The sequence below is a fragment of the Bacillus sp. FSL K6-6540 genome (genome assembly GCF_038007545.1).
In genome coordinates this window covers 3,579,912-3,606,697 of the sequence record NZ_JBBOXH010000001.1, presented here as the reverse complement: position 1 = coordinate 3,606,697, position 26,786 = coordinate 3,579,912, and the positions used below count along the sequence as shown (strand labels likewise).

Annotated in this window: 28 protein-coding genes and 2 pseudogenes; 23 read left to right on the top strand and 7 right to left on the bottom strand. The window is 42.3% G+C overall.

Features of this window, described 5'->3' with window-relative positions:
• The first annotated feature begins 18 nt into the window (after window positions 1-18).
• The 3 genes from MHH82_RS15870 to MHH82_RS15860 all read left to right on the top strand — a co-directional run bounded on the left by MHH82_RS15870 (window position 19) and on the right by MHH82_RS15860 (window position 2,668).
• Entirely contained in the window at window positions 19-921 is a 903-nt protein-coding gene (locus MHH82_RS15870; RefSeq protein WP_340966699.1) for a DUF3885 domain-containing protein, read from the top strand.
• A gap of 183 nt (window positions 922-1,104) precedes the next feature.
• Window positions 1,105-1,998 carry a phosphotransferase gene (locus tag MHH82_RS15865; RefSeq protein ID WP_340966696.1) on the top strand — a complete coding sequence of 298 codons (894 nt, stop codon included), beginning with the start codon at window positions 1,105-1,107 and terminating at the stop codon, window positions 1,996-1,998.
• A gap of 154 nt (window positions 1,999-2,152) precedes the next feature.
• Window positions 2,153-2,668 (top strand): GrpB family protein, encoded by a 516-nt coding sequence (locus tag MHH82_RS15860; RefSeq protein WP_340966695.1) that lies wholly within the window; start codon window positions 2,153-2,155, stop codon window positions 2,666-2,668.
• A gap of 87 nt (window positions 2,669-2,755) precedes the next feature.
• Here the strand turns inward: MHH82_RS15860 and MHH82_RS15855 are convergent, their stop codons facing one another.
• On the bottom strand, window positions 2,756-4,153 hold the full coding sequence (locus MHH82_RS15855; RefSeq protein WP_340966692.1) for an MFS transporter: 1,398 nt from the start codon (window positions 4,151-4,153) through the stop codon (window positions 2,756-2,758).
• Window positions 4,154-4,269: 116 nt separating this feature from the next.
• On the opposite strand from MHH82_RS15855, the gene MHH82_RS15850 reads away from it, so the two are divergent.
• Window positions 4,270-5,157, top strand: coding sequence for a LysR family transcriptional regulator (locus MHH82_RS15850; RefSeq protein WP_015735331.1), 888 nt, complete (start codon window positions 4,270-4,272; stop codon window positions 5,155-5,157).
• A 373-nt stretch (window positions 5,158-5,530) separates the two neighbouring features.
• Entirely contained in the window at window positions 5,531-6,502 is a 972-nt protein-coding gene (locus MHH82_RS15845) for an alpha-L-fucosidase (RefSeq protein ID WP_015735330.1), read from the top strand.
• 95 nt (window positions 6,503-6,597) lie between these two features.
• Here MHH82_RS15845 and MHH82_RS41650 read toward each other — a convergent pair whose 3' ends face one another.
• Together MHH82_RS41650 and MHH82_RS15840 are read right to left on the bottom strand one after the other, a co-directional pair.
• A complete protein-coding gene (locus tag MHH82_RS41650) occupies window positions 6,598-6,828 on the bottom strand; it encodes a helix-turn-helix domain-containing protein (protein ID WP_445661968.1) in 231 nt (76 codons plus the stop codon).
• A 28-nt stretch (window positions 6,829-6,856) separates the two neighbouring features.
• Entirely contained in the window at window positions 6,857-7,039 is a 183-nt protein-coding gene (locus tag MHH82_RS15840; RefSeq protein WP_015735329.1) for a hypothetical protein, read from the bottom strand.
• A gap of 792 nt (window positions 7,040-7,831) precedes the next feature.
• Here MHH82_RS15840 and MHH82_RS15835 point away from each other — a divergent pair.
• From MHH82_RS15835 to MHH82_RS15820, 4 genes and pseudogenes are all read left to right on the top strand, one after another.
• Window positions 7,832-8,242: pseudogene (locus MHH82_RS15835) on the top strand (DUF6886 family protein); the annotation flags it as partial.
• Between the two features lie 161 nt (window positions 8,243-8,403).
• Window positions 8,404-8,910, top strand: a complete 507-nt coding sequence (locus MHH82_RS15830; protein WP_015735327.1) for an NUDIX domain-containing protein — start codon at window positions 8,404-8,406, stop codon at window positions 8,908-8,910.
• 134 nt (window positions 8,911-9,044) lie between these two features.
• Window positions 9,045-9,254 carry a hypothetical protein gene (locus tag MHH82_RS15825; protein WP_251495767.1) on the top strand — a complete coding sequence of 70 codons (210 nt, stop codon included), beginning with the start codon at window positions 9,045-9,047 and terminating at the stop codon, window positions 9,252-9,254.
• A gap of 302 nt (window positions 9,255-9,556) precedes the next feature.
• Entirely contained in the window at window positions 9,557-10,687 is a 1,131-nt protein-coding gene (locus MHH82_RS15820; RefSeq protein WP_340966686.1) for a phosphotransferase, read from the top strand.
• 352 nt (window positions 10,688-11,039) lie between these two features.
• Here MHH82_RS15820 and MHH82_RS15815 read toward each other — a convergent pair whose 3' ends face one another.
• Window positions 11,040-11,456 (bottom strand): DUF3888 domain-containing protein, encoded by a 417-nt coding sequence (locus MHH82_RS15815; RefSeq protein WP_340966684.1) that lies wholly within the window; start codon window positions 11,454-11,456, stop codon window positions 11,040-11,042.
• A 392-nt stretch (window positions 11,457-11,848) separates the two neighbouring features.
• Here MHH82_RS15815 and MHH82_RS15810 point away from each other — a divergent pair, with 392 nt between their 5' ends.
• From MHH82_RS15810 to MHH82_RS15755, 12 genes are all read left to right on the top strand, one after another.
• Window positions 11,849-12,427 carry a TetR/AcrR family transcriptional regulator gene (locus tag MHH82_RS15810; protein WP_015735314.1) on the top strand — a complete coding sequence of 193 codons (579 nt, stop codon included), beginning with the start codon at window positions 11,849-11,851 and terminating at the stop codon, window positions 12,425-12,427.
• A gap of 232 nt (window positions 12,428-12,659) precedes the next feature.
• Entirely contained in the window at window positions 12,660-13,358 is a 699-nt protein-coding gene (locus MHH82_RS15805) for an SDR family oxidoreductase (protein WP_340966682.1), read from the top strand.
• A gap of 451 nt (window positions 13,359-13,809) precedes the next feature.
• Window positions 13,810-14,892: an alkene reductase gene (locus tag MHH82_RS15800; protein ID WP_145036397.1), complete on the top strand. Its 1,083-nt coding sequence runs from the start codon at window positions 13,810-13,812 to the stop codon at window positions 14,890-14,892.
• Window positions 14,893-15,061: 169 nt separating this feature from the next.
• Entirely contained in the window at window positions 15,062-16,075 is a 1,014-nt protein-coding gene (locus MHH82_RS15795; RefSeq protein WP_015735311.1) for an NADP-dependent oxidoreductase, read from the top strand.
• A gap of 268 nt (window positions 16,076-16,343) precedes the next feature.
• Window positions 16,344-16,769: a hypothetical protein gene (locus MHH82_RS15790; RefSeq protein WP_340966679.1), complete on the top strand. Its 426-nt coding sequence runs from the start codon at window positions 16,344-16,346 to the stop codon at window positions 16,767-16,769.
• A 12-nt stretch (window positions 16,770-16,781) separates the two neighbouring features.
• Window positions 16,782-17,024: a helix-turn-helix transcriptional regulator gene (locus MHH82_RS15785; protein WP_445661967.1), complete on the top strand. Its 243-nt coding sequence runs from the start codon at window positions 16,782-16,784 to the stop codon at window positions 17,022-17,024.
• A 22-nt stretch (window positions 17,025-17,046) separates the two neighbouring features.
• Window positions 17,047-17,475, top strand: a complete 429-nt coding sequence (locus MHH82_RS15780; RefSeq protein WP_340966671.1) for a hypothetical protein — start codon at window positions 17,047-17,049, stop codon at window positions 17,473-17,475.
• Between the two features lie 12 nt (window positions 17,476-17,487).
• A complete protein-coding gene (locus MHH82_RS15775) occupies window positions 17,488-17,895 on the top strand; it encodes an STAS/SEC14 domain-containing protein (protein WP_145036394.1) in 408 nt (135 codons plus the stop codon).
• A 183-nt stretch (window positions 17,896-18,078) separates the two neighbouring features.
• Window positions 18,079-18,366 (top strand): helix-turn-helix domain-containing protein, encoded by a 288-nt coding sequence (locus MHH82_RS15770; RefSeq protein ID WP_015735308.1) that lies wholly within the window; start codon window positions 18,079-18,081, stop codon window positions 18,364-18,366.
• Between the two features lie 223 nt (window positions 18,367-18,589).
• Entirely contained in the window at window positions 18,590-18,787 is a 198-nt protein-coding gene (locus MHH82_RS15765) for a DUF6366 family protein (protein ID WP_036662945.1), read from the top strand.
• Window positions 18,788-19,196: 409 nt separating this feature from the next.
• A complete protein-coding gene (locus MHH82_RS15760) occupies window positions 19,197-20,123 on the top strand; it encodes a copper amine oxidase N-terminal domain-containing protein (RefSeq protein WP_340966669.1) in 927 nt (308 codons plus the stop codon).
• 29 nt (window positions 20,124-20,152) lie between these two features.
• Window positions 20,153-20,698, top strand: a complete 546-nt coding sequence (locus MHH82_RS15755; RefSeq protein WP_340966667.1) for a hypothetical protein — start codon at window positions 20,153-20,155, stop codon at window positions 20,696-20,698.
• A 537-nt stretch (window positions 20,699-21,235) separates the two neighbouring features.
• Here the strand turns inward: MHH82_RS15755 and MHH82_RS15750 are convergent.
• A pseudogene (locus tag MHH82_RS15750) lies at window positions 21,236-21,483 on the bottom strand (YbjQ family protein); the annotation flags it as partial.
• A 75-nt stretch (window positions 21,484-21,558) separates the two neighbouring features.
• On the opposite strand from MHH82_RS15750, the gene MHH82_RS15745 reads away from it, so the two are divergent.
• Window positions 21,559-22,020 carry a DNA cytosine methyltransferase gene (locus MHH82_RS15745; protein WP_340966665.1) on the top strand — a complete coding sequence of 154 codons (462 nt, stop codon included), beginning with the start codon at window positions 21,559-21,561 and terminating at the stop codon, window positions 22,018-22,020.
• A 1,252-nt stretch (window positions 22,021-23,272) separates the two neighbouring features.
• Here MHH82_RS15745 and MHH82_RS15740 read toward each other — a convergent pair.
• Window positions 23,273-23,482, bottom strand: coding sequence for a hypothetical protein (locus MHH82_RS15740; protein WP_260871313.1), 210 nt, complete (start codon window positions 23,480-23,482; stop codon window positions 23,273-23,275).
• A gap of 127 nt (window positions 23,483-23,609) precedes the next feature.
• Window positions 23,610-24,140 carry a hypothetical protein gene (locus tag MHH82_RS15735; RefSeq protein ID WP_340966663.1) on the bottom strand — a complete coding sequence of 177 codons (531 nt, stop codon included), beginning with the start codon at window positions 24,138-24,140 and terminating at the stop codon, window positions 23,610-23,612.
• Between the two features lie 259 nt (window positions 24,141-24,399).
• On the opposite strand from MHH82_RS15735, the gene MHH82_RS15730 reads away from it, so the two are divergent.
• A complete protein-coding gene (locus MHH82_RS15730) occupies window positions 24,400-26,706 on the top strand; it encodes a pectate lyase family protein (protein WP_340966662.1) in 2,307 nt (768 codons plus the stop codon).
• The last annotated feature ends 80 nt before the right edge of the window (window positions 26,707-26,786 follow it).

Genomic DNA, 26,786 nt, shown 5'->3' with positions numbered 1-26,786 from the left:
AACGAAGGGATATACGTGGTGAATATTATAAAAGAAATGAAAGCGCATGGTCCTTACATTCGTTTTGAACTAGGACTCGACAGCTTGATGGATGAAGCATATCGAAGGGAGAGTCTTCGTCGTGCACTAGCCATTTATCGTTCAATTTTTGGTTCTGAAGACGATGTGATTTTTATTCATCGCACTAGCCATAGTAAGAGTGAAAAACGAGTTCAAAAGATCCACTTACAGCGCTTTTTCACAACGCGATTAAGGCTAATGCAATCGCGCACTTTGCCATATGAGTTCGATGAATCGGATGACGAGCTTTACACAAGAGAATGGATCGTTGAAGTTAAAGCTAATGAATTACGTATGCCTTATGTACTTGAATCCATTGAAAATGTCGACTTCATGCGTAAACCGACATCCGGTGGGCGGATTTACCTATACAACAAATCAAATGACATTTTGTTTCACATGTATGACGATCGGGGCTGTGATGTTTTCAGTTCCGACAAAAGCGCTCTTCTGCCACTCTACCATCTACACCGAAAATGGATCCTGGATTATAACCGCTACGAAATTGACAGCATTTTCGATGAGGGACTCGCCGGTATCATTGAAACGGACGAAGAAAAAAAACTTCGGTGGACACTTGATAACAAAAAGGTTTCTGATTCTGGAATAAATCTAAGGCGAGTTAATACCTGTCATATATTGCATCATTTTGAGATTCCGTCCGAAAACGCCGATAAGTTTGAAAGAGAAATCTCATTAACGTCATTCGCGATTCGGCGCTTATCTATTACGGATGATCAGTTTACGTTTATAGCTACCAAAACACAAGCCTTAGCTCTTATTGATTATCAGACGCATCTCATGAGTATGTTCGGTAAAAAGTATGGAGCCTATAAAGGCTGGAGCTTTGAAAAAGCTTAACTATTTCGCTAACGGGACACGATAGCTCAATAAGAACAAGAAGGCAGCCGATCCACGTGGATCGGCTGCTTTTGTTTAACTAACGGGCAGGTTAAAATGGAAATTTGTAGAATATATTAATTGAATATAAGTGGGTACAAAGAATGAAGGTACAATAACATTTTAACGAGGAGAGTTCCATCCATGGCTATCGAGTCTAAACTCCAGCAACTCTTTCGCGAACCGATCGAACGGATCACATATCTTGATCCTGGTTATTCCGGGCATGCCAGCGATGTGTGGTTGGTCAAAACAGCTCGGGAGGAGCGTGTCGTGCGTTCGTCCAGATGGACCGAGGCACCGACACGTGAGTTTTGGTGGGGGTGTCTCGATCTATTCGGGATCGATCCCAGACGAATGCGACATTTCGAAGCAAACGTTGCCATGCTCGGTGCTATTTCGGGAATTCCGGCACCTCGGGTGTATGCGCGTGAAGTTATCGAAAATAAGGAATATCTCGTAGTCGAGAAAATGAATGGAGAGGCACTTCGGTCATTCATCGGGCAATCTGATGCGCTTCTTCATCAGTTAGGAGTCTGGCTGGCCCAAGTGCATATAAATCGTTACGATTACTTCGGGAACCTTTCCTCCGGCCAAATTGATCGAAAAGAATCCTTTCATGCTCGTATGTCCCAAACCATTCGGCAGCTTGTCGAGCGCGATTATAAGAATGATAGCAATATCAAGATGCAGGTCGATGCTATTATCAGTGAGCTTTTTAATCTGCCTGTACCGGATCACTTCTGTCCTGTGTTTATTGATCTGGATCCCTCTCAGTTCTTAATTCAAGACGGGATGCTGTCTGCGGTCGTCGATGTTGAAGCCTATGCGATAGGCCCACGTGAATTTGATTTTGTCGGACTCGAGTATGTGCTGGATGAGTTATCTGCAGCTTCTTTCCTTAATGGTTATTCGACAATCCTGGATCCCCCCGATTTATCTAAATATCGCAAGGTGTACCGCTACTTCTACCGTTTGTTAGGAGTACAAGGGTCTGTCGATTTGAATCAATGGTTCGCGAAGCGGGCAATATTCTGATAGCCCTGCCATTCAACTAACGAGAAAGGTTAGTTGAAAATAGCATGGAATGGTTTGTCGGGCAGGCAATGTTCAATTTTCGTAAAGATTTAACGCCATCAATGATTCTGATAATCATAGAAGAGGTAGTTATTATGGATTAGGAGGATGTTTGATGGGCACCAATCTAATCGTTGTTGAGTACAATCCTAAGTGGGTTAAAAAATTTGAAGAGTTAAGGGATTTTGTGTTCCCAGTATTAAGTGATCTTAAGGTCACTATAGAGCACGTTGGAAGCACTGCAATCCCAGGAATAGCAGCAAAGCCAATTGTTGATATAGATGTGGTAGTCCCTACACAATCAGATATTCTTGTTGCTGTTAAAAGACTTGCAAATCTAGGCTATGTTCATGAAGGAGATCTAGGGATACCAGGAAGAGAAGTTTTTATTCCGCCAAGAGATGTAGATTGGCATCACCTTTATTTATGTACTGTTGACAATGCTGAGTATAAGCGTCATATTCTTTTTCGAGACTACTTGAGAATTCATCCGGTAGACGCAAAAAGATACAGTCAGTTGAAACAAATGCTTGTTAAACAATTTAAAGGTGACCGTTCCGGTTATACAAATGCAAAAAGCGATTTTGTAAGAGACATACTAAAACGTGCTGGGTGGAATGATCTTAATTAACGAGCAGCGTTATTCAACTAGGGCAGTAGTTCTTGATGAGATTTCTTGTCGGGGGACAAGATTATGGACCCATTGAAAGTCGCTATTTTAGCGGCTTTTTTTGTTATATCGGTACAAGTTCTGACGCAAATTAACGAATAACAAGGACAATGCAAATAACGTGAGGATAATCCCAAGTACTCGAAATCCCTCGAAGCTGAAGTTATCTCCCATTACGCTGCTAATGAGTAATGAAGAGAGAATGGTTCCCAGGTATCTTGAGGTATTAAATATTCCAGATGCTACACCTATAATTTCTTTTGGTGAACTTTTGAATAAGGCCGCTTGCATAGCGACACTGTTTAACCCGTTGCTAATGCCGAATGCAGCTAAAGCCAGACACACACTGATAACCGGTGAAGTCTGATCCAGTGTCATGATCACGATCCTTACGGACCCAAATGTCATCAGCATTCCGGACATAAGCAATGCTGGTCGATGTCCTGATTTATCGATCCATCGTCCTGCCATTGGAGAAGCAACGAGCGAGCACAAGCCTAAGCTTAGCATGAGCATCCCGGTATGGAACTCGCTGACATGACGTACGATTTGCAAGTAGGACGGAAGCCCGAAAAAGAGAGAGTAAAAAAGCAAGTTAACGACCATGAATTCGACATTGACCCAAGTCATTGCAGGATATTTAGCGAATGTGCGTAAAGGAATAAAGGGGGCCTTCGCTTTTAACTCATGTCGCACGAAAGCTCCCAATCCAACGAAGCCAATCAGCCCGACAATAACGTTACTAAATGAAATTTGACCAGATGATTTTGCGGACAATACTCCAACGAGCAGAGCAACCAGACCCACGGTGAATAGCAGAACTCCTGGCGCATCAATCAAATCAGACCATTTGCGAAAGGACATGTTGCGAGCAACGGATGTCGTAGACGGATCATCCTTAGGAATATGCCTCCAAGCTAATAGAAAGCTTGTCACCACGAACGGAATATTAACCAAAAAAATAGCAGGCCAGCTCCACCAGTGAATGATGACCCCGCCAATGAAGGGGCCAACCGCTGCCGCTCCGGATAGGAATATGGACAAGACTGACAGTGCAGTTGCTTGTTTCTCCCTAATATGAATTCGCACAATGGCCATTCCAACTGCAACCATCATGCTTGTTCCGATGGATTGTACAATGCGGAACACGATGAGCCAACCAAAGTTTAGCGATAGTGGAGCTAATAATGATGCAACGAAGGATACAACAAGTCCGCTAAGAAATATCCTCCTCCGACCGAATAAATCGCTGGCTTTTCCCATGATCGGTTGAGCGATAGCACTCGCAATGTAGAACGAAAAAATAATCCAGGATACCATTGTAAAGTCGAGATGGAACACATTTTGTAGCCTTGGAATAGCAACTGAAACCATTGAAGAATTCAATGGGTTCAATAGAATCCCTAGTCCAACGGAGATCATCAACCACCTATTGCGAATACTCATTTTTATCCCTCCGATCTGTATGTTAGTGTCATCATCGTACTTGAAATCATTTATTTATTCCAATGCATTTTATGTTATGATTTCATTGACTCAAGGGAATGAAAGGAGAGTGTGAAATGGAACTTCTTCAACTGAAATATTTTCTCGAGGTAGCTCGTTTGGAACATATGACTGAAGCAGCACGAAGTCTGCATGTCACTCAATCGTCACTAAGCAAAACGATTGGGCGCTTGGAGGAGGATTTGGGGGTCCCGTTATTCGATCGAATAGGGAGGAAACTGCGATTGAATGAGTTTGGAAGCAGATTCTATCGCCGTGCTGAAAGGGCGTTGTTTGAATTGGAACAGGGGAAGCAGGAGATTAGCGATGTGTCCAGCCAAGAACATGGCACACTCGAATTGGCGGTGACCACCGCAAGCACATTGCCTCAGATCCTTCGAGAGTTTCGGAACAAGCGTCCCGATATCCAATTTCATGTGCAAATGCTCACCACGCAGGAAATGGTTACGCTTCTTCATAGAGGAGAGGTTGATTTTTGCTTGTCCTCACCTCCTATAAAAGGGGAAGACATTGAATGTCAAATCATGTTCATCGACCCGATTCTTGTAGCTGTTACCACAGGGCATCGGCTTGCTAACCGAAACAGCATATCTTTGACTGAGCTAAGGGATGAATGTTTTGTTGGTGTAAAAAGAGGCTACGGTACTCGTGATCTGGTGGATTCTATATGCAAATCGGTTGGATTTGTACCTACATATGTGTATGAGGGTGACGAACCTGCAAGGCTAAGTTCTCTAGTAGAAGCGGGAATTGGCATAGCGTTTATACCAAGTACGGCAAGGTATTCTGGGGAACATATCAAATATCTCAAAGTAGAGAATCATGAATTGGTACGGGAGATAGCTTTGTTATGGCATAGGAGTCGGTACATTTCGCGGGCTGCTCTCGAATTCCGTGAGGTAGTTGTGGAATATTTCGGGACGATATCCAAACAGACAAATTAATTATCCTTCTTAAAACCCAGAGAATGTTGGGCGACAAAAACATAGTCCCATTGAAAGTCGCTATTTTAGCGGCTTTTTTTGTTGTATCGGTACAAGTTCTTGTCCAGTGCCAAGTATAAGAACTTGTACCGATTGCCTTAAAGGACAAAATAATAGGCCGATTTTCGATTAGATAAGCATCTGATTACTGCTGAGTTTCAGTGGGTTCGTTACCTCGCCGCGAGAATAAATAAATCGTTAAAATCCTAAAGAAAAGTAGAAATTGTATGGTAAAATGTCGTTTTTGATTGATGTATCAAGGATGATAATCCATTAAAGTGGTAGATATCATATGATGGTGAGTATTCACCGGACAATTAGAGGAGGTTATCATTTGGATAATCATGATTTGGTACAACGACAACTATGGTTTGTGAATCAGAGACTTGGGATGTTTATTCACTTTAATAGTGCTACATTTCAGTTTGCTGAAACGGAAATTAAGGATTGGGAATACGGGCATGAGAATCATGATGAACCTCGCAGATTCCCATTTGATCCAAAACTCTGGAATCCTGAGCAGTTGGACTGTGCGCAATGGGCGAAAGCGGCTAGATCCGCGGGGATGAAATTCGCTGCACTGACAGCAAAGCATCATGAAGGATTCAGCTTGTGGCCTACCCGATATACGGAGCATTGCATCCGTAATGCAACCGACAAAAGAGATGTCGTCAAAGAATATCTTGATGCATTTAGGGAGGAAGGTATTAATGCGGGTCTTTATTTCTCTATGCTAGACTTGCATCATCAAATCGGTCGAAAAAAATGCACAGCGGAAGATAAGCGGTTCATTAAAAATCAAATCGAAGAATTGCTGACAAACTATGGCGAACTTCCGTTTTTGATCATTGACGGATGGAACGCCCATTGGGGAGGCCCTAATTATGAGGACCTTCCGTTTGAAGAAATTAATGAACTCGTGAAAAGTTTGCAGCCTCAGTGCTTATTGATGAATATTAGCTGTGAATCGACTTTGGATCATACAGATATCGTTTTTTATGAAAATGCTGCTGGGCAAGAAATTGAAGAATCCTTTGTAGGTCCTGGTGCGAGCTGCAATATCTTAACTGAAACGTGGTTTTGGAGAGCTTCGGATACGAAAATGGAACTCAAAACCACTGATTGGGTATTGGATAAAGTACAGGATGCGAACAACCATAACGTGTCATTTTTATTAAATGGAGCTCCAGATCAGCGCGGCTTGTTTGATGCGAATGTGTTAGAACGTTTTAAAGAAATCGGAAAACGATATCGTCATCCGGTGGAACTCCAAAGTATTCCAGCAAACTGGCTGATTAGAAAATAACTTGATCATTATTAACGAAGCACACAGCTTAAAAAAGCGCTTGACCATTGAATGGTAGCAGCGCTTTTTCAATTGGGAGGACGTTTATTCTTGTGTTAATCCACTCGAAATACCTGATACCGCTTCCGGTACTCTCCAGGTGTAAACGAAGTTTGGCGTTTGAATAGGCGCGTAAAATAATTGTTGTCACGGAATCCGCATTGTTCACCGACTTGGATTAAAGGTATTTCTGAATTCGCTAGTAGCTGTTTAGCACGTTCGATCTGGAGACGATGCCTGTATTGCAGAGGACTCATTCCCGAATACTGTTTCAGACAGCGCGCCAAATCTCTATCTTAGTAGCGAGATAATCCGTTACGCTTTGCTTATCAAGGAACGCACACCATTGACGATTAAGGCGATGGAGAACACAATCACAGATATGATGCCTACTGTGTCAAGTACAGGTTCCAGGCTTGACAGTAATTCCGAAACTGGGACGTAAATTAGGCCGAAACCACCAATGACTCCGCCGAGATAGCTAAGAAACTTAGACATAGCGTCTTCACCTCCTCTATTAATAATACTTAGCTTATGCATGCAAGATCGGTAATGCGATAGACAAATAAATGTTTAATATTTTAGAACGCGATAGGAGCCCTACAATCTAAAACGAATAAATGGTTCACGAGAGTTATTACTAACCGGCAGGGAAGCCAATACAATGAGGTTGTGAACAACCGACAAGTGGGTGGAACCATGAGATCCTTTTCGATAAGCAAAAAGATTATCGTTATGTTTGTCATTCTATGCATACTACTGACAGGGGTGGGATTTTACTGGTATCGCATGACCACGCTGACGATTCAGGACAACACAATGAAATGAGCCGACAAATTACGAATCAAATGAGCAGCCGCGTGGATACATATTTTACGGAAATGGTTAAACTGACGAAGTGCCGTATGAGCGACGAGGGGCGGTTTGAGTCAGATTGGAATGTCGGGGGACAAGAACATATTCCCAATGAAAGTCGCTAAAATAGCGGCTTTTTTGTTTTATCAGTACAAGTTCTTGTCCCGAGTCGAGGACAAGAACTTGTACCGATTGCCGTAAAGGACAAGAACATGAACCGATTACCGATTAGTTAAGTATCTAACTATGTTCAATGCAATATCATTAAGCTAACGGGCAGGATAATTCAATATTTTTATGGAATATAACAATAAATGGTATGAGGGGGCGCACATGCTTTTTCACTTCAGTGAAGACGATAGTATCAATATATTTGTACCAAAAGAGAAGCAAAATCGTCCGGATTTTCCTGCGGTAGTTTGAGCACTTGATGAAAAGCACGAGTATAGGTACTATTTCCCTAGGGATTGTCCCCGAATTGTGTATAGGAAAGATGAGGCGACAACGGACGAACATTTACAACTCTTCTTTAATAATTCAATCGCCAATACCATAGTTACAGAAGAAAGTGACTGGTATACGAGGATATTAAAGCAGATCATATTTCGATATCGTTTTGACGATGAGGGTTTTGAGCTTTTTGATAAAACAGCTGGCTACTACATTTCTCGCCAAGTAGTAAAACCCAAATCAGTTGAAAAATATGAGAATTTGTTGGAGAGATTACTCCAAAAAGGAATTGAATTAAGAATCACATCAAATTTATATCCGCTTAAGGAGGCAATATTAGCTTCCGACTTCACAGGATATGGGATACATAGATTCAATAACGCCAAAAGACTCTAATCAATTAAGCTTATTGCAAAATGTTAGTTTAACAAAGACACGAAGGCAGTCGGTCAGATTGATCAGCTGCCTTGATTAATCTAACGGGCAGTTTTTTGGAAATTTTGTGACTCTAAAGTATTGCTTTAAATTCCAATGTATTGAAGAGGTGAAATTTTGAAATGAAAATTATCAGAGAAGAAAAAAACGTTAGAGGGCTCCCGTTGCCTAACGAAACACAATTAGTATTGTCTGAAATTATTCCTCATCAAGAATTAATAACGTGCTCGTTTGTGCTTGCATTTCAAGAAGACGCATTGTTATTAACTAATTTGAATGAAAGAGGATGGGATATACCTGGAGGGCATATTGAACCTGGGGAAACGCCAATGGAGGCAATGAAAAGGGAACTTTATGAAGAGACAGGTGCTTTGATTGAATCTCCTCACGTTCTCGGATATGAATTGATAAGACTATATAACAAGCCAGAGAAATATAAGTATCCATATCCAGAGAGCTATATGGTCTTCTATTCTGCAAGAATCATAAGGCTTGATGATTTTCAAAATACTTATGAAACAAACGGAAGAGGGCTGTTCAAACCAGAAGAGGCATTAAAAATTGCTTGGGTCGAAGCAAATAAAGCGTTCTATGAAGAAGGGCTACGAAGAGCAGCTAACAATAGGTGATTAAACTAACGGGAAACAATAAATCAACTTTCCAACCACTGGAAACGTTTTAAACAAGGGAGCTAGCTTGGAAACAACGCATTAATATTTTGTAACGGAAGAATAAATGATATTTAAAGATGGAGGAATAAATTATGGAGACGAATAAAGAAAAAATTCCAAATGATAACACCATGGAATCAATCAAAAATTTAACAGAGAAAGATGCTAAGACTTTCTTGAACCTTATATATGCACTTTTAAAAGACAACAAAAGTCCGAGCGAACATTTGATTTCAAATGTATTATTCATTTTTGAGAAACAATTACCGAGAGTGGCTAAAGCAAGACAGAATAAAAACTAATCATAACTAATCATCATGGTTCTACCACACTGTCGGGGGACAAGAATATGATCCAATAGAAAGTCGCTAATTTAGCGACTTTTTTGTTATATCGTTACAAGTTCGTGTCCCGGTTCAAGGACACGAACTTGTAACGATTGCCGAAAAGGACAAGAACATGTTCCGATTACCGGTTATTCATATATTTAATCATTTTCCAATCGCTATTTCATTAAGCTAACGGGCAGGTTAGTTACACTGTTTGGTGGAATATTAAAAGGAACCTGAATAACTTGTTCAATAGTTAAGGAAAGGAGAGACGTATGGACATACAACGTATCTCAGAAATGATAGATACAGATTGGCTTCGTACCTTATCAAACAACTATCTTCACTCTGAAAAAGGAATCATTACGAACTGGTCCTGCAATTCGATCGGTGCGGTTGACAAGAATTTTGTGACAGGAGGGGTCTACCGGATACGTGGGACAACCGAAATAGATAGTGGGGCGCAACAATCTTGGTCATTTATTCTGAAAGTAATTAATCCCGATCCCTTGCGTGAGGACCCAGCTCATTATAATTATTGGCGGCGAGAGATCTTGGCATACAGTTCTGGATTGCTTGATAATTTACCCCAAAATATATTTAGTCCTAAGTGTTTTGCTATTGATGAAAAAGACAATGGATCCGTTTGGCTATGGATTGAGGATATAGAGCAAGACCAGCGGCAATGGGAGTGGGATGATTATGGTTTCGTAACAGAAAAGCTTGGGGAGTTTCAAGCCGCTTACCTACTTGGAAAGCCGTTACCGGAATTCCACTGGGTAAATCAGCAATGGATGCGTTCATGGTTAAATGAGTGTTATGCATATCAATTTCAGCCTGATATTCACTCTAAACGCATTTTGTTATCTGATCAAAGAGTGGCGGCTATAATGGACCAATTTACTCAACTTGAAAAATGGATCAATGATTGGCTATATGGAATCGAGCTACTTCCCAAAACACTTGCTCACCAGGACTTTTATGAGATGAATATCATGTTAAATTCTGTTCAACAACAAGAGGGGAAACTAACCTTAATTGATTGGCAATTCGCAAGTATTTCAGGAATCGGTGAGGATTTAGGTCGGTTCTTAGGTTTAAGTGTTAGTCGGGGCCAGGTACCGATTGAACATTTCAAGATGTACCTTGAATTATTTATTACTTCTTATTTGAAAGGGATGAGGAAGATTGGGTGGGATGGAGACGAAGACCTGCCTCGTTTCGGATTCCTAGCTGCATTTGCCTTGCGTTCGGTATGGGAAGTGCCAAAGATGCTCAAAAAGCTTGAGCAAAATCCTGAATCACAAGAAAGTAAAAAACTGATGTTAATTACGGAATTGCAAATGGAAATTTCAAAAGAAGTTGAGAGACTGCGTGTTAATTCAATACTCAAGAAACTTTATTGAGGAGGTAATTTCATCTGCGTTGGAAACTTAGATCAGAACTCTCAGAGTAGCTTTTGGAATATATGGAATTGAACTAATGGGACAAGTTAGTTAAATGGGAAGAAGGATAAGTTAGGGTGACTCTTAGTGAGGGACAAGAACATAGTCACATTGAAAGTCGCTAATTTAGCAGCTTTTTAGTTTTATCGGTACAAGTTCTTGTCCCGAGCCAAGGACAAGAACTTGTACCGATTGCCGTAAAGGACAAGAACATGGTCCGATTACCGATTAGATAAGTATCTAATTATGTTTCCATGCAATTTCATTAAGCTAACGAGCAGAATAATATAATACGCTAAATATAATTTTGTGATTATTCTGGAGGATATTTATATGTAGCTAGGTGAGTATGATTAATCAATTTAACCCTAGGTCCAGAAGAAATTTCATAGGTCATTCGATCCTTCCCTATTGGGATCCAGTGTCCACCATCGGTAGGTTCGATTTCAAATGTAATTACCAATATAAATCCACGGAAATCATTTACTCTTCTTGTTTCAATCACTTCAATTTTCCATGGAGCGATAACAGGTGAGAAATCACTAAAAATCTTCGGATAATAATAGTTATGCAAATCTTTCTCAATAAAAGGAGAAAGTAAGTTCATAAGCATATCCTGTAACCTAAGGTCTTCAGAGTCATGAGTTGGTTTGTCTGAAGAAAAGGTTGTTGTTTGAAAACTATTAATACAAACAAGGGATAGCATAAAAGTGATTAGGATCCTTTTCATTTTTCAATACACCTCTTAACGACTTCATCAAATAAATTAATTATATTGTTACCTTTTCTGAATAAAGTATGTGTTTATTGAATTAACGGAGACTTTAGTTTAACAGCACACGAAAAGAAGCTCCCGGCATTATCGGGAGCCTATTCAGCTAACGGGCAGGATAGTTTAAATATCCAATAAAATATTAAGATAAGAGCAAGTGGACTGGTAGCCGATAAATGTGATCGGCTGCTTATAGGTTCATATCTCATTGTTGGGTGACAAAAACATAGTAATTTGAATGATAGGTGGTATCACTACAGCAGATAAGAATTGGTATGAGGATTATGTTTTTGTTTTCTTTACTGATCGTTCTCAATATGTTAAATTAACAATGGGAGGAGGGAAATGGAATGGCAAGAAGCAAAGAATTTGAGGAGAGCGTTGTACTGGATAAGGCGATGAAGCTGTTTTGGGAACAAGGTTATGAAAAGACATCTTTGACGGATCTGGTTGAGCATATGGGAATCCATCGGAGAAGTTTGTACGACACATTTGGCGACAAGCATACGCTGTTTCTGAAAGCTATGGATCGATTTCGCGCTAAAATTAATACGGAGCTCTCAGGAGTAGTAAAACGCTCGGAGACTGCTGCGGAAGCTATTCAGTTGATAATTAATTCAATGATAGATGGTGAAGAGGACTCACCTTCTGGCTGTTTAATGGTGAATTCGGCTGTGGAATTGGCAATGCGTGATGCCGATGTGGATTCCAAGTCCACTGAATCGTTTACATTATCAGAGCAATTGTTTAAGGATATTATTCTATGGGGGCAGCGGAATGGTGAATTCACTTCAGATTACGATGCCGGAGAATTGGCAGAACATCTACATGCAGTATGTGTTGGGTTGAGAGTAATGACAAGAACCTCCATATCCAAAGAAAAACTACGCCAAACAGCTAATATATCCATAAAACTTATAACTAAATAATTCAATATCGTTAGTATGAGTTTTCTTATTGTTAGTTTAGGCTGAGTGTTCTGAAGCTTATCACTCCATAAATAGTTTTATGAATGATAATTCCTACATGGTGAGTTAACAATGTTCTCTACATGAAGGAATTATTCTTACATTCATTCTAGAATGATCGTTCTCATACAATTCCAGCTCCCTACAACCCAATTCTATGTACCCAAACTAAATGACAAAGGAGTAGCCTAAAATGAAAATTTCTGAACAAATCGCAATTGTCTCTGGTGCAAACAGAGGCCTTGGCCGAGAACTAACACTTGAACTTCTATCCAGAGGGGCTAAGGTGTATGCTGGTGCTAGAAATCCAGAAGCCATTGATATTCCAGGTGTAATACCTGTGAAGCTTGATATTACGAACCCTCAAGAGGTAGCCGCAGCTGCTAAGGTTGCTAAGGATATCACACTGTTAATCAACAATGCGGGATCGTCTACAGGAGCTTCCTTGCTTGACGGTGATCTTGACCAAATACATTTGGAGTTTAATACGCATTTTTTTGGCACACTTTCCATGGTTCGCACTTTTGCACCAATTCTAGAAAAGAACGGCGGTGGTTCGATTCTGAATATTCTTTCGGCATTATCTTGGGTTAGTTCGGGAACTGTAGGCGCTTATACAGCTGCTAAGGCAGCAGAATGGGCATTGACGAACGACCTGCGTTTAAATCTGTATCCTCACAATGTGCGAGTAGCTGGATTACATGTGGGCTACATGGAGACCGATATGACGTCGGGCTTAGAAGTTCCCAAATCCAACCCTGCCGATATTGCAAAAATTGCGATTGATGGTATCGAATCGGATAGCCTTGAAATTGTTGCGGACGATTCAAGTCGCATGATCCAAAGGAGCCTGGCCGGTGGTATAGCTGTGCTATACCCTCAGCTCTCCTAAGAAAAAGGGAGTGCAGTCAACTCTACCTCGTTAATAATGCAGGCTTTGGCTTGGTTGGTTGCTTTTTTTCCGGGACCTCTAATGGCGGTTTACTATGCAACAAGGCGTATTTGCTATCGTTCACTGAAGCATTGGAGAGTTGAGTTGTACCGGCGGGGCTTTGCAGCACTCTGTCCCGGATCAAAGCGACTGGCTTTGTCGATCGTGCGGGGCTGGCCTCTTCAAAATTGTTTATGAGCGGCGTCATGGAAGTCGGTCAAATGGCCGACGAAGGATATCGTCAATTTATGCGCGGTAAGATGTTAATAATCACAGGTAGAAGATAACTGGTTTATGGCATTTCTGCCGCGGTTGCTACCGCGCAAACTGATGACCTGAGCAGTCAGAGCGGTGCAGGATAGAGTGGAGCAATGAGAGAATGGAACATAATAATTGAAGAGGAGTTTTGGGAATGGAAAAATTATGGAGTAAAACAAAAATTGGTAATTTGGAATTGCCTCATCGTTTAGCGATGGCACCCATGACACGGAGTAGAGCACAAGAAGATGGTACGCCGGGTGAACTGAGTTCCCTTTATTATGCTCAAAGAGCATCTATGGGATTCATCATTAGTGAAGGTACCCAACCATCTGAGGATGGGCAAGGTTATTTAAATTCACCAGGTATCTATACTGAAAAGCATATTGAAGGTTGGAAAAAAGTTACGGATGAAGTGCATAATGCTGGCGGATTCATGTTCATACAATTAATGCATGTCGGTCGTATGTCACATCCAGACAATACTCCACATCATCGTCAAGCAGTTGCACCTTCAGCGATTGCACCTGGTGTAGAAATGTTTACTGCTAACGGAATGCAGGAAATACCCGTCCCACGAGAATTAAGTGAAGAAGATATTCAAACTACTATTTCAGACTTCCGTAAAGCAGCCGCAGCAGCAATTAAAGCAGGAGCTGATGGTGTTGAAATTCATGGAGCCAACGGATACTTAATCAATCAATTTATTGGTGAAAATTCAAATAAACGAATCGATAAATACGGTGGATCTGTGGAGAACCGCGCTCGCTTTGCAATCGACGTAACGAAAGCAGTCGTTGAAGAAATTGGAGCAGAAAGAACCGGCTTCCGTATCTCACCTGGAACACCTCTTGGTGGGATTGATGAAGGTGATCAAGGACCTGAGGTTTATCTCCATCTTGTAAAAGAATTATCTAAGTACAATTTAGCATACCTACATGTTATGCATTTAGGGAACGAAACGCTGCTCCGTGAAATTCGTTCGATGTGGACAAATTCATTACTGGTTAATCGAGCAGGACGGGCACTTGAAGAAATTAGCGTAGATATTGATAATGGCATTGCTGATGTGGTTCCAGTTGGTGTTTGGTCATTAGCTAATTCGGATTTAGTGGAACGTCTTAAAAAAGGATTTCCTTTAAATGAAGTTGATCCTAAAACATTATACGCGGGTAACGGAGGCGTGGGTTATACAGACTATCCAACAATGGAAGAATTAAAATCACAACAGGAGTAAATACAAGGTAAGGTTATAGATTAGATTGTAAATCAGCAATAAGGTCATACTGAAATGGCGTACAATTGAAAAATTGTACGCCATAAATTGGTTTTATTCTATGCATTTTTGAGTTTCAAGTACAGCAAGAAACCAACAATGTCCACTAACGGAAGGATGCTGATTTTTAATGAATACACACATGAAGGCAGCACAAATTGCCAAGTATTCAAAAGAAATCCAAGCTCAAGTCAATGATATTGCAATTCCAGAAATTACTGATAACGAAGTTTTAGTAAGAGTAAAATCTGCGGCAGTCAATCCACTCGAAATGTTAATTATCACAGGTAGCGTGAAGTTGATTCAAGATTATAAATTCCCATTGACGCTTGGTAATGAATTGGCAGGGGTTATTGAAAAAGTAGGTAAAAATGTGAAGGAGTTTTATGCAGGAGATGAAATTTATACACGTCTGCCATTGAAAAAAATTGGCGCTTTTGCTGAATATGCCGCAATTGACGCTGCTGCAATTGCACCTATGCCAAAAAATTTATCCTATGAAGAAGCTGCTGCTGCAGCGTTAACTGGACTTACAGCCTATCAAGGCCTGCATGAAGAACTTGAGGCACGACCGGGTAAATCGGTTTTTATTCCAGGTGGATCGGGTAGCTTTGGTCAGATGGCTGTCCCAATTGCAAAGGCAATGGGTTTAAATGTCATTGTTAGTGGTAACTCGCAAGCGCGAGAACGTACTTTGGAAATCGGTGCTGACCGATATTTGGACTACACCAAGGAAAACTATGTTGACTTGTTGTCGAATGTCGATTATGTGATTGATACCTTGGGAGCCAAAGAATTCGATAATGAATTAAAAGTCATTAAACCAGGTGGTAAATTGCTCTCTCTCCGTACAGGACCCAATAAACGATTCGCTGAAGACAATAACTTCCCTTGGTGGAAACAGAAACTTTTTTCGCTTGCTGGCGCAAAATACGACAACAAAGCCAAGAAGCGCGACGTGGAATACCGATTTATCTTCGTGCGCTCTGACGGTGCACAATTAAAAGAGATAACCAACGTCATTGAAGAATACAACATTGTTCCACCGCTTCATCATAGACGATTTTCTATAGGAGAAATCAATGAAGCATTAGAACTGGTCGCTACTGGGCGTCCAAAAGGGAAGGTGATTATAAATTTTTAAGTAGAACTTGAGGAAATCTCTGTGGTGGCCCGAGAGGGGCAACGGGTAGGATAGTGAAATACTAATTTTGATTTTTATTAGAATATCCATGGTATTGTCAGACGACAAGAACATAAATACTTTCAGAGTCGAATAAAATGCGGCTTTTTTTACATTACAGTCTTTTTTCTTTTCGTCGGTTGAGTGGCTATAATGCCGTACGGTCCAGCACAAATGGCAAGCAGCAGCCTTGATCTTTGTTGAGGGACAAGTGTCGGGGGACAAGAACATGGTCAGGTATGCTGCTCCGGATCTGGAGGCATTCGCAACCAAGCTGTTCTATATGCTGGATCTTGGCAGACGCGAGGGGGTGGCGGAGACGCTTGAGGAAGCGGGAAAGGCACTCGTGGCATACGATTCTTCCGAAACCGCGATCAAGACCGGCCTGGCCAAAGTGTTGTCCGTCGCGCTAAGCAAGTTGGCTGCTCTCCATCAATGCGTCGATATCCAAGAATATGCGCCCCTGCTGGCCGAGCTTTATCAGCACGCGCATTACGATAGGGTGATGAGCGCGGCCCATTCCCAGCTCGCCGAGCTGGCGGGAAGGCTGGGGGCGAACGGAAACCTACCCGTGGTCAAGCAAGTGATGGATTTTATCCAGCGGCATTACCATGAAAATCTAAAGCTGGAGACGCTGGCGGAGATGTACAATTAAAACAAAGGATATTTGGGCAGAATGTTCAAGCAGCATACGGGCGATTCCTTCCATACCTTCTTGGATAAGGTCCGTATTCAGCAAGCGATCCGGCTCCTCAGGGAAGGGTACAAGGTCTATGAGGTCTCGGAGCTCGTAGGTTATCCCAATGTGGATTATTTCCATAGAAAATTCAAGAAATATGTAGCAGCTTCCCCCTCTTCGATCAAAGGATCTCCTTCCAAGGCCACGACATTTTCATTGGAAACATCATAGATTCTTAAAGTGGGGGGATTTCATGAAGGCCAGCACAGGAATAGTGACATGCCTTTTAATGATCGGAGCACTTCTTGCAGCCAGCGGCTGCTTCAACGGATCGGACTCCGATAGCTCAGGCAGTCCTGACGCATCGCCGAACAAAGAACTCGCGCCCATGACGATCACATATGCAGCAGGGGACAATAACCCGCTTTGGGACGGCATGCAAAGCGATGTCGGCAAGCTCATCACGGAAAAAACCGGCATCTCGATGAAAGCTCAATTTCCGATAAGCGTTAATGACACGGATATGTTCGCGCTGATGGTGGCAAACAACGAATATCCGGACATCGTTTCGGCCAAAGGCAGCGTGGGCAAGCTGAAGGACGCTGGCGCATTGATCGATTTAACGCCGCTTATTGAAGAGCATGCGCCGAACATCAAGAAGGTCTACTTATTGCTTTTATGAAGCTCCTTATCCATAATTGTAACTAAGGGAGATGATTCCAAGTTGAGTGAACAGAATATCAGCACAACAGTTTCAGGGGATATCATTGTTACCCATCTAATTGGTAAGATTAAAACAGATGATGTTAATGAATGGTTTAACGGCTTCGAGAAGGTTTGCCAGCAATTCATTTCCGAGGGTCGGCAATACAAATTGTTGGTGGATAGAAAAGGGTACACTCTAGATCATTTTTCCATTCAAAAAACATGGAAAGATAAGTTCTTCAATGAAACCATTCTGAATCAAAGTATTGCAATTGTGTTTCTTCTTGAAGAAGGGGAGATAATGAATGATTTGCAACAATCCAACACAAAAGAATCTGTAAATTTTTTTGATAATTATGACGAAGCATTTATTGGGTTGAATGAATATCCGATTTAAGACCGTTATGGAACTCAGTTGTACTCAATCAACCAACTGGTGTCTGGTGTCATAAAGAGATGACGGGTGACAAAAACATAGCAACATTAGAAGCCCCTGAATTAGTATTATCCCCTCATGATAGACAACGAAGACATCTGTTAAGATGAACTTACATGTTGTCTGCTGGAGGGGGTTTTTTTTATGGGGAAAACAGGCGTACAAATAAATGAGGAAGTTAAGAAGGATGCCATGCGGCTGGCTATTGAAGAGAACATGTCCTATCGAGAGGTGGCTAGGCGACTGGGGATTCGGAATAAGATACAAGTTGAGGTATGGGTGAAATGGCAGCAAGAAGGTAGAGCTATAGAGCAAGAAGCCTTTCATAAAGGACGGCCGAAGACAAAGCTTACCCGTCTTGAAGAAGAAATAGCCTTAAAGGCGGAGATCGCATACCTAAAAAAGCTGTATCCAAATCAACACCGGGAGTGACGAGCAAAGCCATTCGTTGCGAGATCATCGAAGAATTGAGACAGGAATATCCGGCTAAAATGCTTTTGCAGCTAGCGGACGTTTTAACAGGATAGTTTAAGATCTATTCAATGTTCAATTAAATCCCATTAAATAACATAATAATGTTATAATTATACTACTGCATCAATAAATTGGTATTGGATATCTAATGAAAATTATTAACCTAGGGGGTAGGTAAACAATGAGCAAAGATTATGAAACTCCTGAAAGAACAAGAGAAAGACTAAGACAAGAAGAATTGGAAAATAATCCATTTGGTCATATGAATCACGGAAATAGTAGGGCTCGGTATAGTATAGTCGATTTAGGTTGGAAAGGCACTTTAGTATTAACTATTGTTATTATTGTTGGTCTTATAGTTGTTCAATATTTTTATTAATGGTAGATTTAGAAACACTGGAGAAGTTGACGGTTAGGGAGATTGAAAATTTTCTATCTTTTCTCGAATACATTTAAACAACTCCAGTCATCCGATGAACCGCAAATACTCCAGATTTGAAGCCGTATATATTACGACAGATGTCGAGGGACAAGAACATAGGCCCATTGAAAGTCGCTAATTAAGCGGCTTTTTTGTTTAATCGGTACAAGTTCTTGTCCCGAGTCAAGGACAAGAACTTGTACCGATTGCCGTAAAGGACAAGAAGATGGTCCGATTACCGATTAGATAAATATCTAACTTTAGTAAGAGTGGAGAAATTCTCAAGAATCTACACTATTTAGAGATAACCTTACGTTTTTTCTTGCGTTTATACTTATATGGACTGTAAAATTCAGGAGGTTTTTTGATGAAGAAATTGGTATTATTTTCTTTTGCTGTTCTATGTTCTTCGCTTTTGTTACTTCCAACAAATGAGGCAGCCGCAGCAGTAAAAAGTTCAAAAGGAACACAAGTTGTTGTGAATAATCATGACTTAGATTCAAAAGATATTCTCATTAAGAACAATCAGGTGTTTTTTAGTCTGACTTCACTCAAAGGTTTAGGTGGCTTAACGTTTGCCTGGAATAATACTACTAAGCAAGCGACAGTGAAGGGGGGCGACATAAACTTGCAGTTGACTATGAATAATAAAGTAGCACAAAAAAATGGATCTCCAGTTTCATTAAGTACTGCTCCATTTATTCAAAACGGTAAAACAATGATTCCCTTACGTTTTGTTGCAGAAGCGTTGGACGGTTCAGTAACTTGGAATCAAAAGACCCAAACGGCGTTTGTTTCAAAACCAAGCACGAAACTGCTGACGGACGTTAAGAGTAGTGCATTAAGCACGGCCAGAAATGCTGCAATCAATCTTCCTAGAGTATCACAGCTCACGGAGGACTTTAAACCAATTATGGAAGCATCCAGTCTTCAATATTATTTTCCGGAAAACACCCATGACCGATTCATCGAGGTCAATAATAATGTAATCCGCTATTATAAAATTATGAAGAACACAGCTTACCTTAAGTGGCAAGCTTTCATTAGCGAAAAGACCACTACGCAAGATAACCTTTATTTCATAAACCGCGCCTTTATAAAAGAGAACGGTTCCCTACCAAATTTTAAAGATACGACATTCGCCAACTTTCGCTGGATGCCTCATATTACTTCTACTGGATATGGTTTAATCACTAAGGAGAATTGGAATGACGTTGTTTTTAAACAAGCCGAACTGCCTCAAACTAATCTGAAGGAAAACTATATTATTGTTGACATTCCAGAAGAAAAATAATTAGAAATTGTCATTAAAAGGAGTTTGCAGTGGACGCAATTATCATAACGCCGCATGTCGGTATCGGTCCTTTTCGGCTAGGGATGTGCAGGGAAGGGGTGGAGCGGACTTTCCAGAGTTTGGGTCATTTGAGAGCTGATAATGGCATACCCGGTAATCCTAGCTATATAGAAATGCTGTTTATGCGCGAACATTTCGAATACGATGCCAATAGCCGGGTGAAGTTCATTCAACTGATAAATCCGCAATACTCGGGTAACATCTGTATTCCCTGCCTGTTTCAAGGTGTGGACGTCTTCACGACCAAGGCAGAGGATTTGATCCACACGTTTAGCAAATATTATTCAATGGTCGGAGATGTTGATCCGAGGACGGGATTTTCCTTTGCCATTCAAGAACTTGAGCTGTGCTTCTGGCGAGAAGGCATTATGAATGATGAAATCATAAAAGACCCGGGTTTTCTGGAGATGAGCGAGGAGAATCAGGAGCTCGAGAAGCGGTATTTCTATTTTACGACCGTATCGATTGGAGCGCTGGGATATTTCGACTTCATGGATGATTACCCAGGCAGTTAAGCAATGCGTACTCTAAAAACTAGGAGAAAGCGGGCTAATCGCCTTACTCCCTAATTCGAGCCCGCATGAGGATCGAAGAGCATGAAAATGATCTTTAAACTAACGGGATACAGTAGCCCAATCATGACAGGACGGCAGCCGACGAAAATATTCGGCTGCCGTCAGTTGCGTTCGGGCAGTAAACGTTAATAAAAAAATAAACCCGGCATAATCGGTCCGGTTTAGCAATGCCCTATGTAAAAAAAGTATGATAACATGTTCTCCTCAATAGCCAGCCGGCCGCACGGCCTCCTTCTTAACATCCTAGAATAATTCTTGTTTGTACGTCCTGTTTTCCCCATGAAAAAAACTCCCTCCAGCAGACAACCGTAAGTCCATCTTAACAGGTGTTTCTTTTTCGTTGTCCACCATGAGGGGGGAATACCATATATGCTGCTTTTTTGTTTTAAATGTGGCAAATTGTCACTGTATCGGCTATACCACTACTGCGGTTCCGCTGACGGCCACCCTCAGCATTCCCTCACAAATAACTTCATAGTCGATGTCCACCGCTATAATGGCGTTTGCCCCCAGGCGCACGGCTCGATCTTCCACTCGACAAACGCTGCATCCCTTGCTTCCTGCAGCTTGTTTTCGTATGCCCCCGAGCGCCCGCCGACAATATCGGTAATGGAGGCTAGAAAGTCCCTCACTACATTCGCGCCCATAATGACTTCGCCGGTCACAATACCGATATACCTTTGAACAGGGTAACCTTCAATGGTGTAAGTCTCATTTATAACCATTAGAACGACCGATTTGATCGATTTCTAGTCTCAGTTGTAACCAATACGCACAGAAGGACTTACCGGGGGGCTTGTTTGGAAGTATCAAAGGATTATGCTCTTAAGCATCACAAAGACACCTTATATAGGCTCCTATCTTCTTTTACCGACATTGGGTACTACAATATGGGGTTTCGGCTTTTAAACGCTGCTGATTTCGGGGTTTCCCAAAGCCGGGAACGTTTGTTTATCGTAGGGATTCGAAAGGATTTAGGATTCTTTTTTGATTTCCCTGAACCGCCGCTAATTCGGCGAACTGTTCATGAAGCCATTGGGGACCTGCCACAGGCCGCAACGGTAACCAAGAATACCTACGAGCAACCGTTAGTTCCTAATCATACAACCAATTGGGCGAGTCCTAGTCCGGAAAGGTTACATGCCGTTATCCTTAACCCAAGGAACCAGAGGAGAGGGATGCGAAGACTACAATGGGAGGATGTAAGTCCAACCTTGACCGCTCATATAGCAAAAGATGGTCGTGAGTTCCTTCATCCTTGATCCAAGCAAGTGAGTAAGCGGGGAGGATTGTGTCACATGACTCAAATATCTAGAGAAAGATTAGAAAATCTCTTTCGTGAAGTAAATGCTTCCTGGAGTTTTGAAGATTCGGCTTTGTCTGCTCATGAAAAGGATCTATTATTTCAGAGACTTCTCGGAGATCTAACGGACGAGGACTATAATAAGGCGATTATGGAGTTCATTAGCTCTCTATCCTAATCCAATTCCCAATAAAAAACGAAGCCCTGATTCCGTGGAATCAGGGCTTATTTGAGTACGTTCCTTCAGTTGAGGGTACGGTTTCAGACGCGGGGATTCGTGTCAGTTACGCTAGTACTATCCCTATGACCATCATAATCAATCAAGGTATAAAAAATGACTAATAGACCATTTCAACTTGGGTTTCGGACATAAAGTAACCTTTGGGTGACTTTATGTCACCCTGTTTTTGGATCTATCTGATTTTGGGTCCAGGTCATAATAAACTATTTAATTATGATTCAACAGGATCTTCATTTTAGGGTGAGTACATGGTTATTTCTATGATGGATTCAATTAAACGAACAATCGTGAAAACGGTTAGAATTAAAGCAGATGAATACGTGTAAAAGTTGTTGTTAGTAATGTATTCGAGGACAATTCCCCCAAACAGAAAACAGAATTTCAGAATATTGTCTACATTCGTAAGACGGAAACTATGGCTCGACGCTTACAGCCGCAAGGTATTCAAGCTAATTTGTTGCTGCGAAAGTTGAGTTAGTAAAATCGACTTCGAAAACGAAAAAATAATTATTATAAAATTACCAAGAGCACGTTGCACCGCCTCTTATAAGATGCCGTTCGCGAACTCAGCACGAATGGGGCAAAGCGCAAAGAGCAAAATCTTTTAACTATTAAGCAATATCCGCTAGAGTTTCTCAATTGTGAAGTCCGTATAATATGAGAAGAATAGAGCGCTTACAAGGAAAGATCTTCAAATTTTTGTCTGTGACGACAAACGACTTCTAGAGGGGGGGATAAAGGAGGGCCAATCCTTGTTGATGAGGACTACGCCGGGACCGTAAGAGGTTCGTGGATGCTAGAGGACAAAAGCTTGGTAATCGGAATGAGGAATGAATATAGTCTCTCGGAACATCATTAGAGGTGAAATTGGAAGAAGAAGACAGTTGGAGCTGGAAAGTATGGAAATTGAAAACCAGTTTCAAGAATGGGCAGACTTCGACAATTTAGGCGAAACGCTTTTTTGAAAAACTTAAGCGACAGTAGGGCAAATGGTAGCTTTCAGCTTGTCCCATTCATCTTTCTGGCTTACATACCAGGCATACATGTGCTGGCAGGTCATAATGCCGTAGATGCGAATGTACCACATCATCGTCGAGCGGTGCCTACCGGATTCGAACTTGTAATCGATCTTCTCCTGCTTGTTGGAACGCTCAATGGACGTGCAGCGTTTGTAAATCAACCTCCACCTCCGACCCGCGAGCGGTTCTGGGAAACAGGCGAAGATTATCGCTGCTGTGTGTATGGTATGTCCGCCCGTATTTGGCATCGGAGTACCCCCGCAGGTCAAAGAGCATCTCCACTTGCGGCTATCCTGGTGTTTTCTTATCCGCGTGACGCATCATCCATGTGACAAGACGGTTCACTCTGCCCGGTGTAGCCGTAGGCGCTTTCTCTCCTTTCTTCCCTTTCTTTGGTTTGCTCTTGCGTTTGGGTTGCTTCATCGGTTTAAGATTATTGCCTACCGCAAGCCAAAAGCGTCTGAAGAATTCATAGAAGGTCCCGACGACAGGAAGATCGTCATAGTCGAAGCCGTAAAGAATGGCATAGATAGGTGTCCGCTTCAAGACATTTACACATTCGGTTAATCCCTTTTCAGGGTTGGTCAAAAGGAACAAGAAAAAGGATCGAAACATAGATGCTGGATCTCGAGGTTCAGGGCCCCGATCCGAGTAAGTGTCTCGAAGAAACGTTGTGAGGGGAGAAAGGTCAGTCATCCATAATTTTGCTAGAAGCGGCCAGTCTTTATTGATGATGACGATACCGGGCCCAATCTGAGTACGAAGTTGCTTAAGAACAAAGCCTTGGTCGTCCGCATGCGGAACAAAAATAGGTTTCAAGAGAAGCACTCTAATCGCGATTTATAGGTTGAAAAAGGAACCCTTACAACGCAATTTTGGAAAAATGAAGGATTTGTCAAGGCTTTTTCGAAGAAAATGACCAAATATTCTAGAATATTTCCCATAATGAAAAAAGGAAATTAATGAAAAAAAACCCTACGAAGTAGGAGGAGAGTAAGTTTGGTGGTACAAGAAACCCCTTGTCCCATCTGCCTCGGCGAATGCCGAGAGGCTATGAATGAATGCGGAGGGATTATTGATGAAGGCATCAAAAAAAGTTTCGGTTCTGATACTGGCACTCTTACTTCCATTGATTGTGATTTTCTCTACGGCAGTTCCGGCTGCGGAATCCTACGAAATCGTCCCGCTCACAGATCCGGTTACGAATCCGGATACAACCGATGAGGTCAAAATCGACTTCCAGACCAAAGGGTCTCAAACGGCAGAAGGGTATCTGCCCGACAACGGGGATGCGTACGGCGAACGCGGGAATGGCTTTACGTATGGATGGACCCCAGGCATTGTTGGAGCCGCCAGAGATTACAGCTTAATCGAACCGGATCTTAAACTAGCAACCTTGAACCAATTTGGCCAAGGGATTATTTGGGAAATTGCCGTTCCGAACGGCAAGTATGAAGTGACGGTCAGCATAGGCGATATTCGATATCCGGACCAAATCAAAGGAAAATTGTTGCTCTTGGCTGAAGAGACCGTCATCTTCGAGAACAAACAAGTTGACGGCAAATGGGAACACGTCAAACCGATTGGACAAACTTACGTTTCCAAAACGGTAGAAGCGGATGTGACCGACGGCAAACTGACCCTCGATCCGAAAGATTCCGCCACGGAAAACATTAAGATCAACTACATTGAAATCAAGTCGCTTGACGTTCCGATTCCTATTGATCCCGTAGACCCTGTAATTGAAGAACCACGAGACATTGATAGGACTCCCGTAACCATTGTTGTCAATGGAGAAGAGGCGGAGTCGGATGTTCCGCCGGTTAGAGCGAACGACCAAGTCATGGTACCTGTAGATATGATAGCTGAAGAATTTGGCGCTGATGTTGGTTGGAATGAGGAAAAGAATGCCGTTCTGATTAATTCAATGCCGAGTCAAGCAAGGCTCAAACAGCAGTCGACTCAGCTGATCGTGAACGGTTTGGAAATCGAATCGGAGGTTCGTCCATTTGTTCTGGATGGCAATTGGATGCTTCCTATTCGGGAAATATCCGAAGCCATGGCCTTGGACGTCTCCTGGGATGAGGCAACCCTGACGCTTCAAAGTAGTTTAAGGCCGCATACGGAACCTGCCATGGAGCTTCATGGGTGGGCCTCCGTGGAGGCTGATGGACAGGGCGGGACGACAGGCGGCGGCGATGCCGAACCTCGGACGGTGACAACGCTGGAAGAACTGGAACAACTGGCTGGAGACGACGAACCAAGAGTCATCGTCATTTCCGGAACGATCACATCCGGGGCTCAGCCTATCAGCGTAGGCAGCAACAAGACGATATTGGGGGAGGACCAGTACGCGACCATCCGCGGCGGCATCACCATAGACGATAGCAGCAACATCATTATTCGCCACTTGAACTTCCAAGGCATCTGGCCTATCTTCGGCCCTGCCGACGCGATCGCCGTGAGAAATTCGCATCATCTTTGGTTCGATCACTTGAACATCTGGGATGCCAGTGACGGCTTATTGGACCTCACCCAAGGAACTAACTACGTCACCGTTTCATGGAACAAGTTCTTTTACACCGATCCGGATAATCCTCACCGTATGGTCAGCTTGGACGGCGGAGGCGCGGAACATGATGCTACCGACACAGGCAAGAACAAGGTAACCTATCATCACAACTGGTTCGCCAACAATACCGATCAGCGGATGCCACGCGTCCTGTTCGGTCAGGCGCACGCCTACAACAACTACTACACGGCCAGTAACAACAATTACGCCATCGGCGTAGGCGTCTTCGCGTCGATGCTGGTGGAAAACAATTACTTCAAGAACGTAAAAAATCCGCACCAGTTTATGTACCCCGACCGTCGACCGGCGTACATCACGGCTACGGGCAATATTTATGACAACACAAGCGGATTAATGGATACGGGTGCCGTTACACCAGAGGGCTACGACAGCGTGGCGCCTTTTACCAATCCGCCCTACGCCTACGAATTGGATGATGCCGAGGATATTCCTTTTCTTGTTACTCGATATGCGGGTCTAATGGTCAACGAGGACATTACAGCGCCAGAAGCACCTGTTATTATAGCTCCGGCAGAGTCGGCGGAAATCCACATGCGTACTCCGAGCATAAGCGGAACGGCAGAACCGAGCAGCATCGTGACAATCACATTGACAGGCACTTCATCGGGATCGACAAAAAACGCAACGTTGACGACAACGGCTGACTCGAACAGTTCATTTAGTGCCGAATCAACAAGACTGAACAACGGAACGTATACCATCACCGCAACGGCAACCGATGCTGCAGGCAATGTAAGCCACGCTTCGATCAATCGTTCAATTATAATAAAAGGACAGGCTGACAAGAAGTAAATGAATAGAGGGTTTGAACGAGCAACTCCGCTTCCGACCTGTTCCGAATTTTATCAGCGCTTAAGAAGACTATAGCTCAA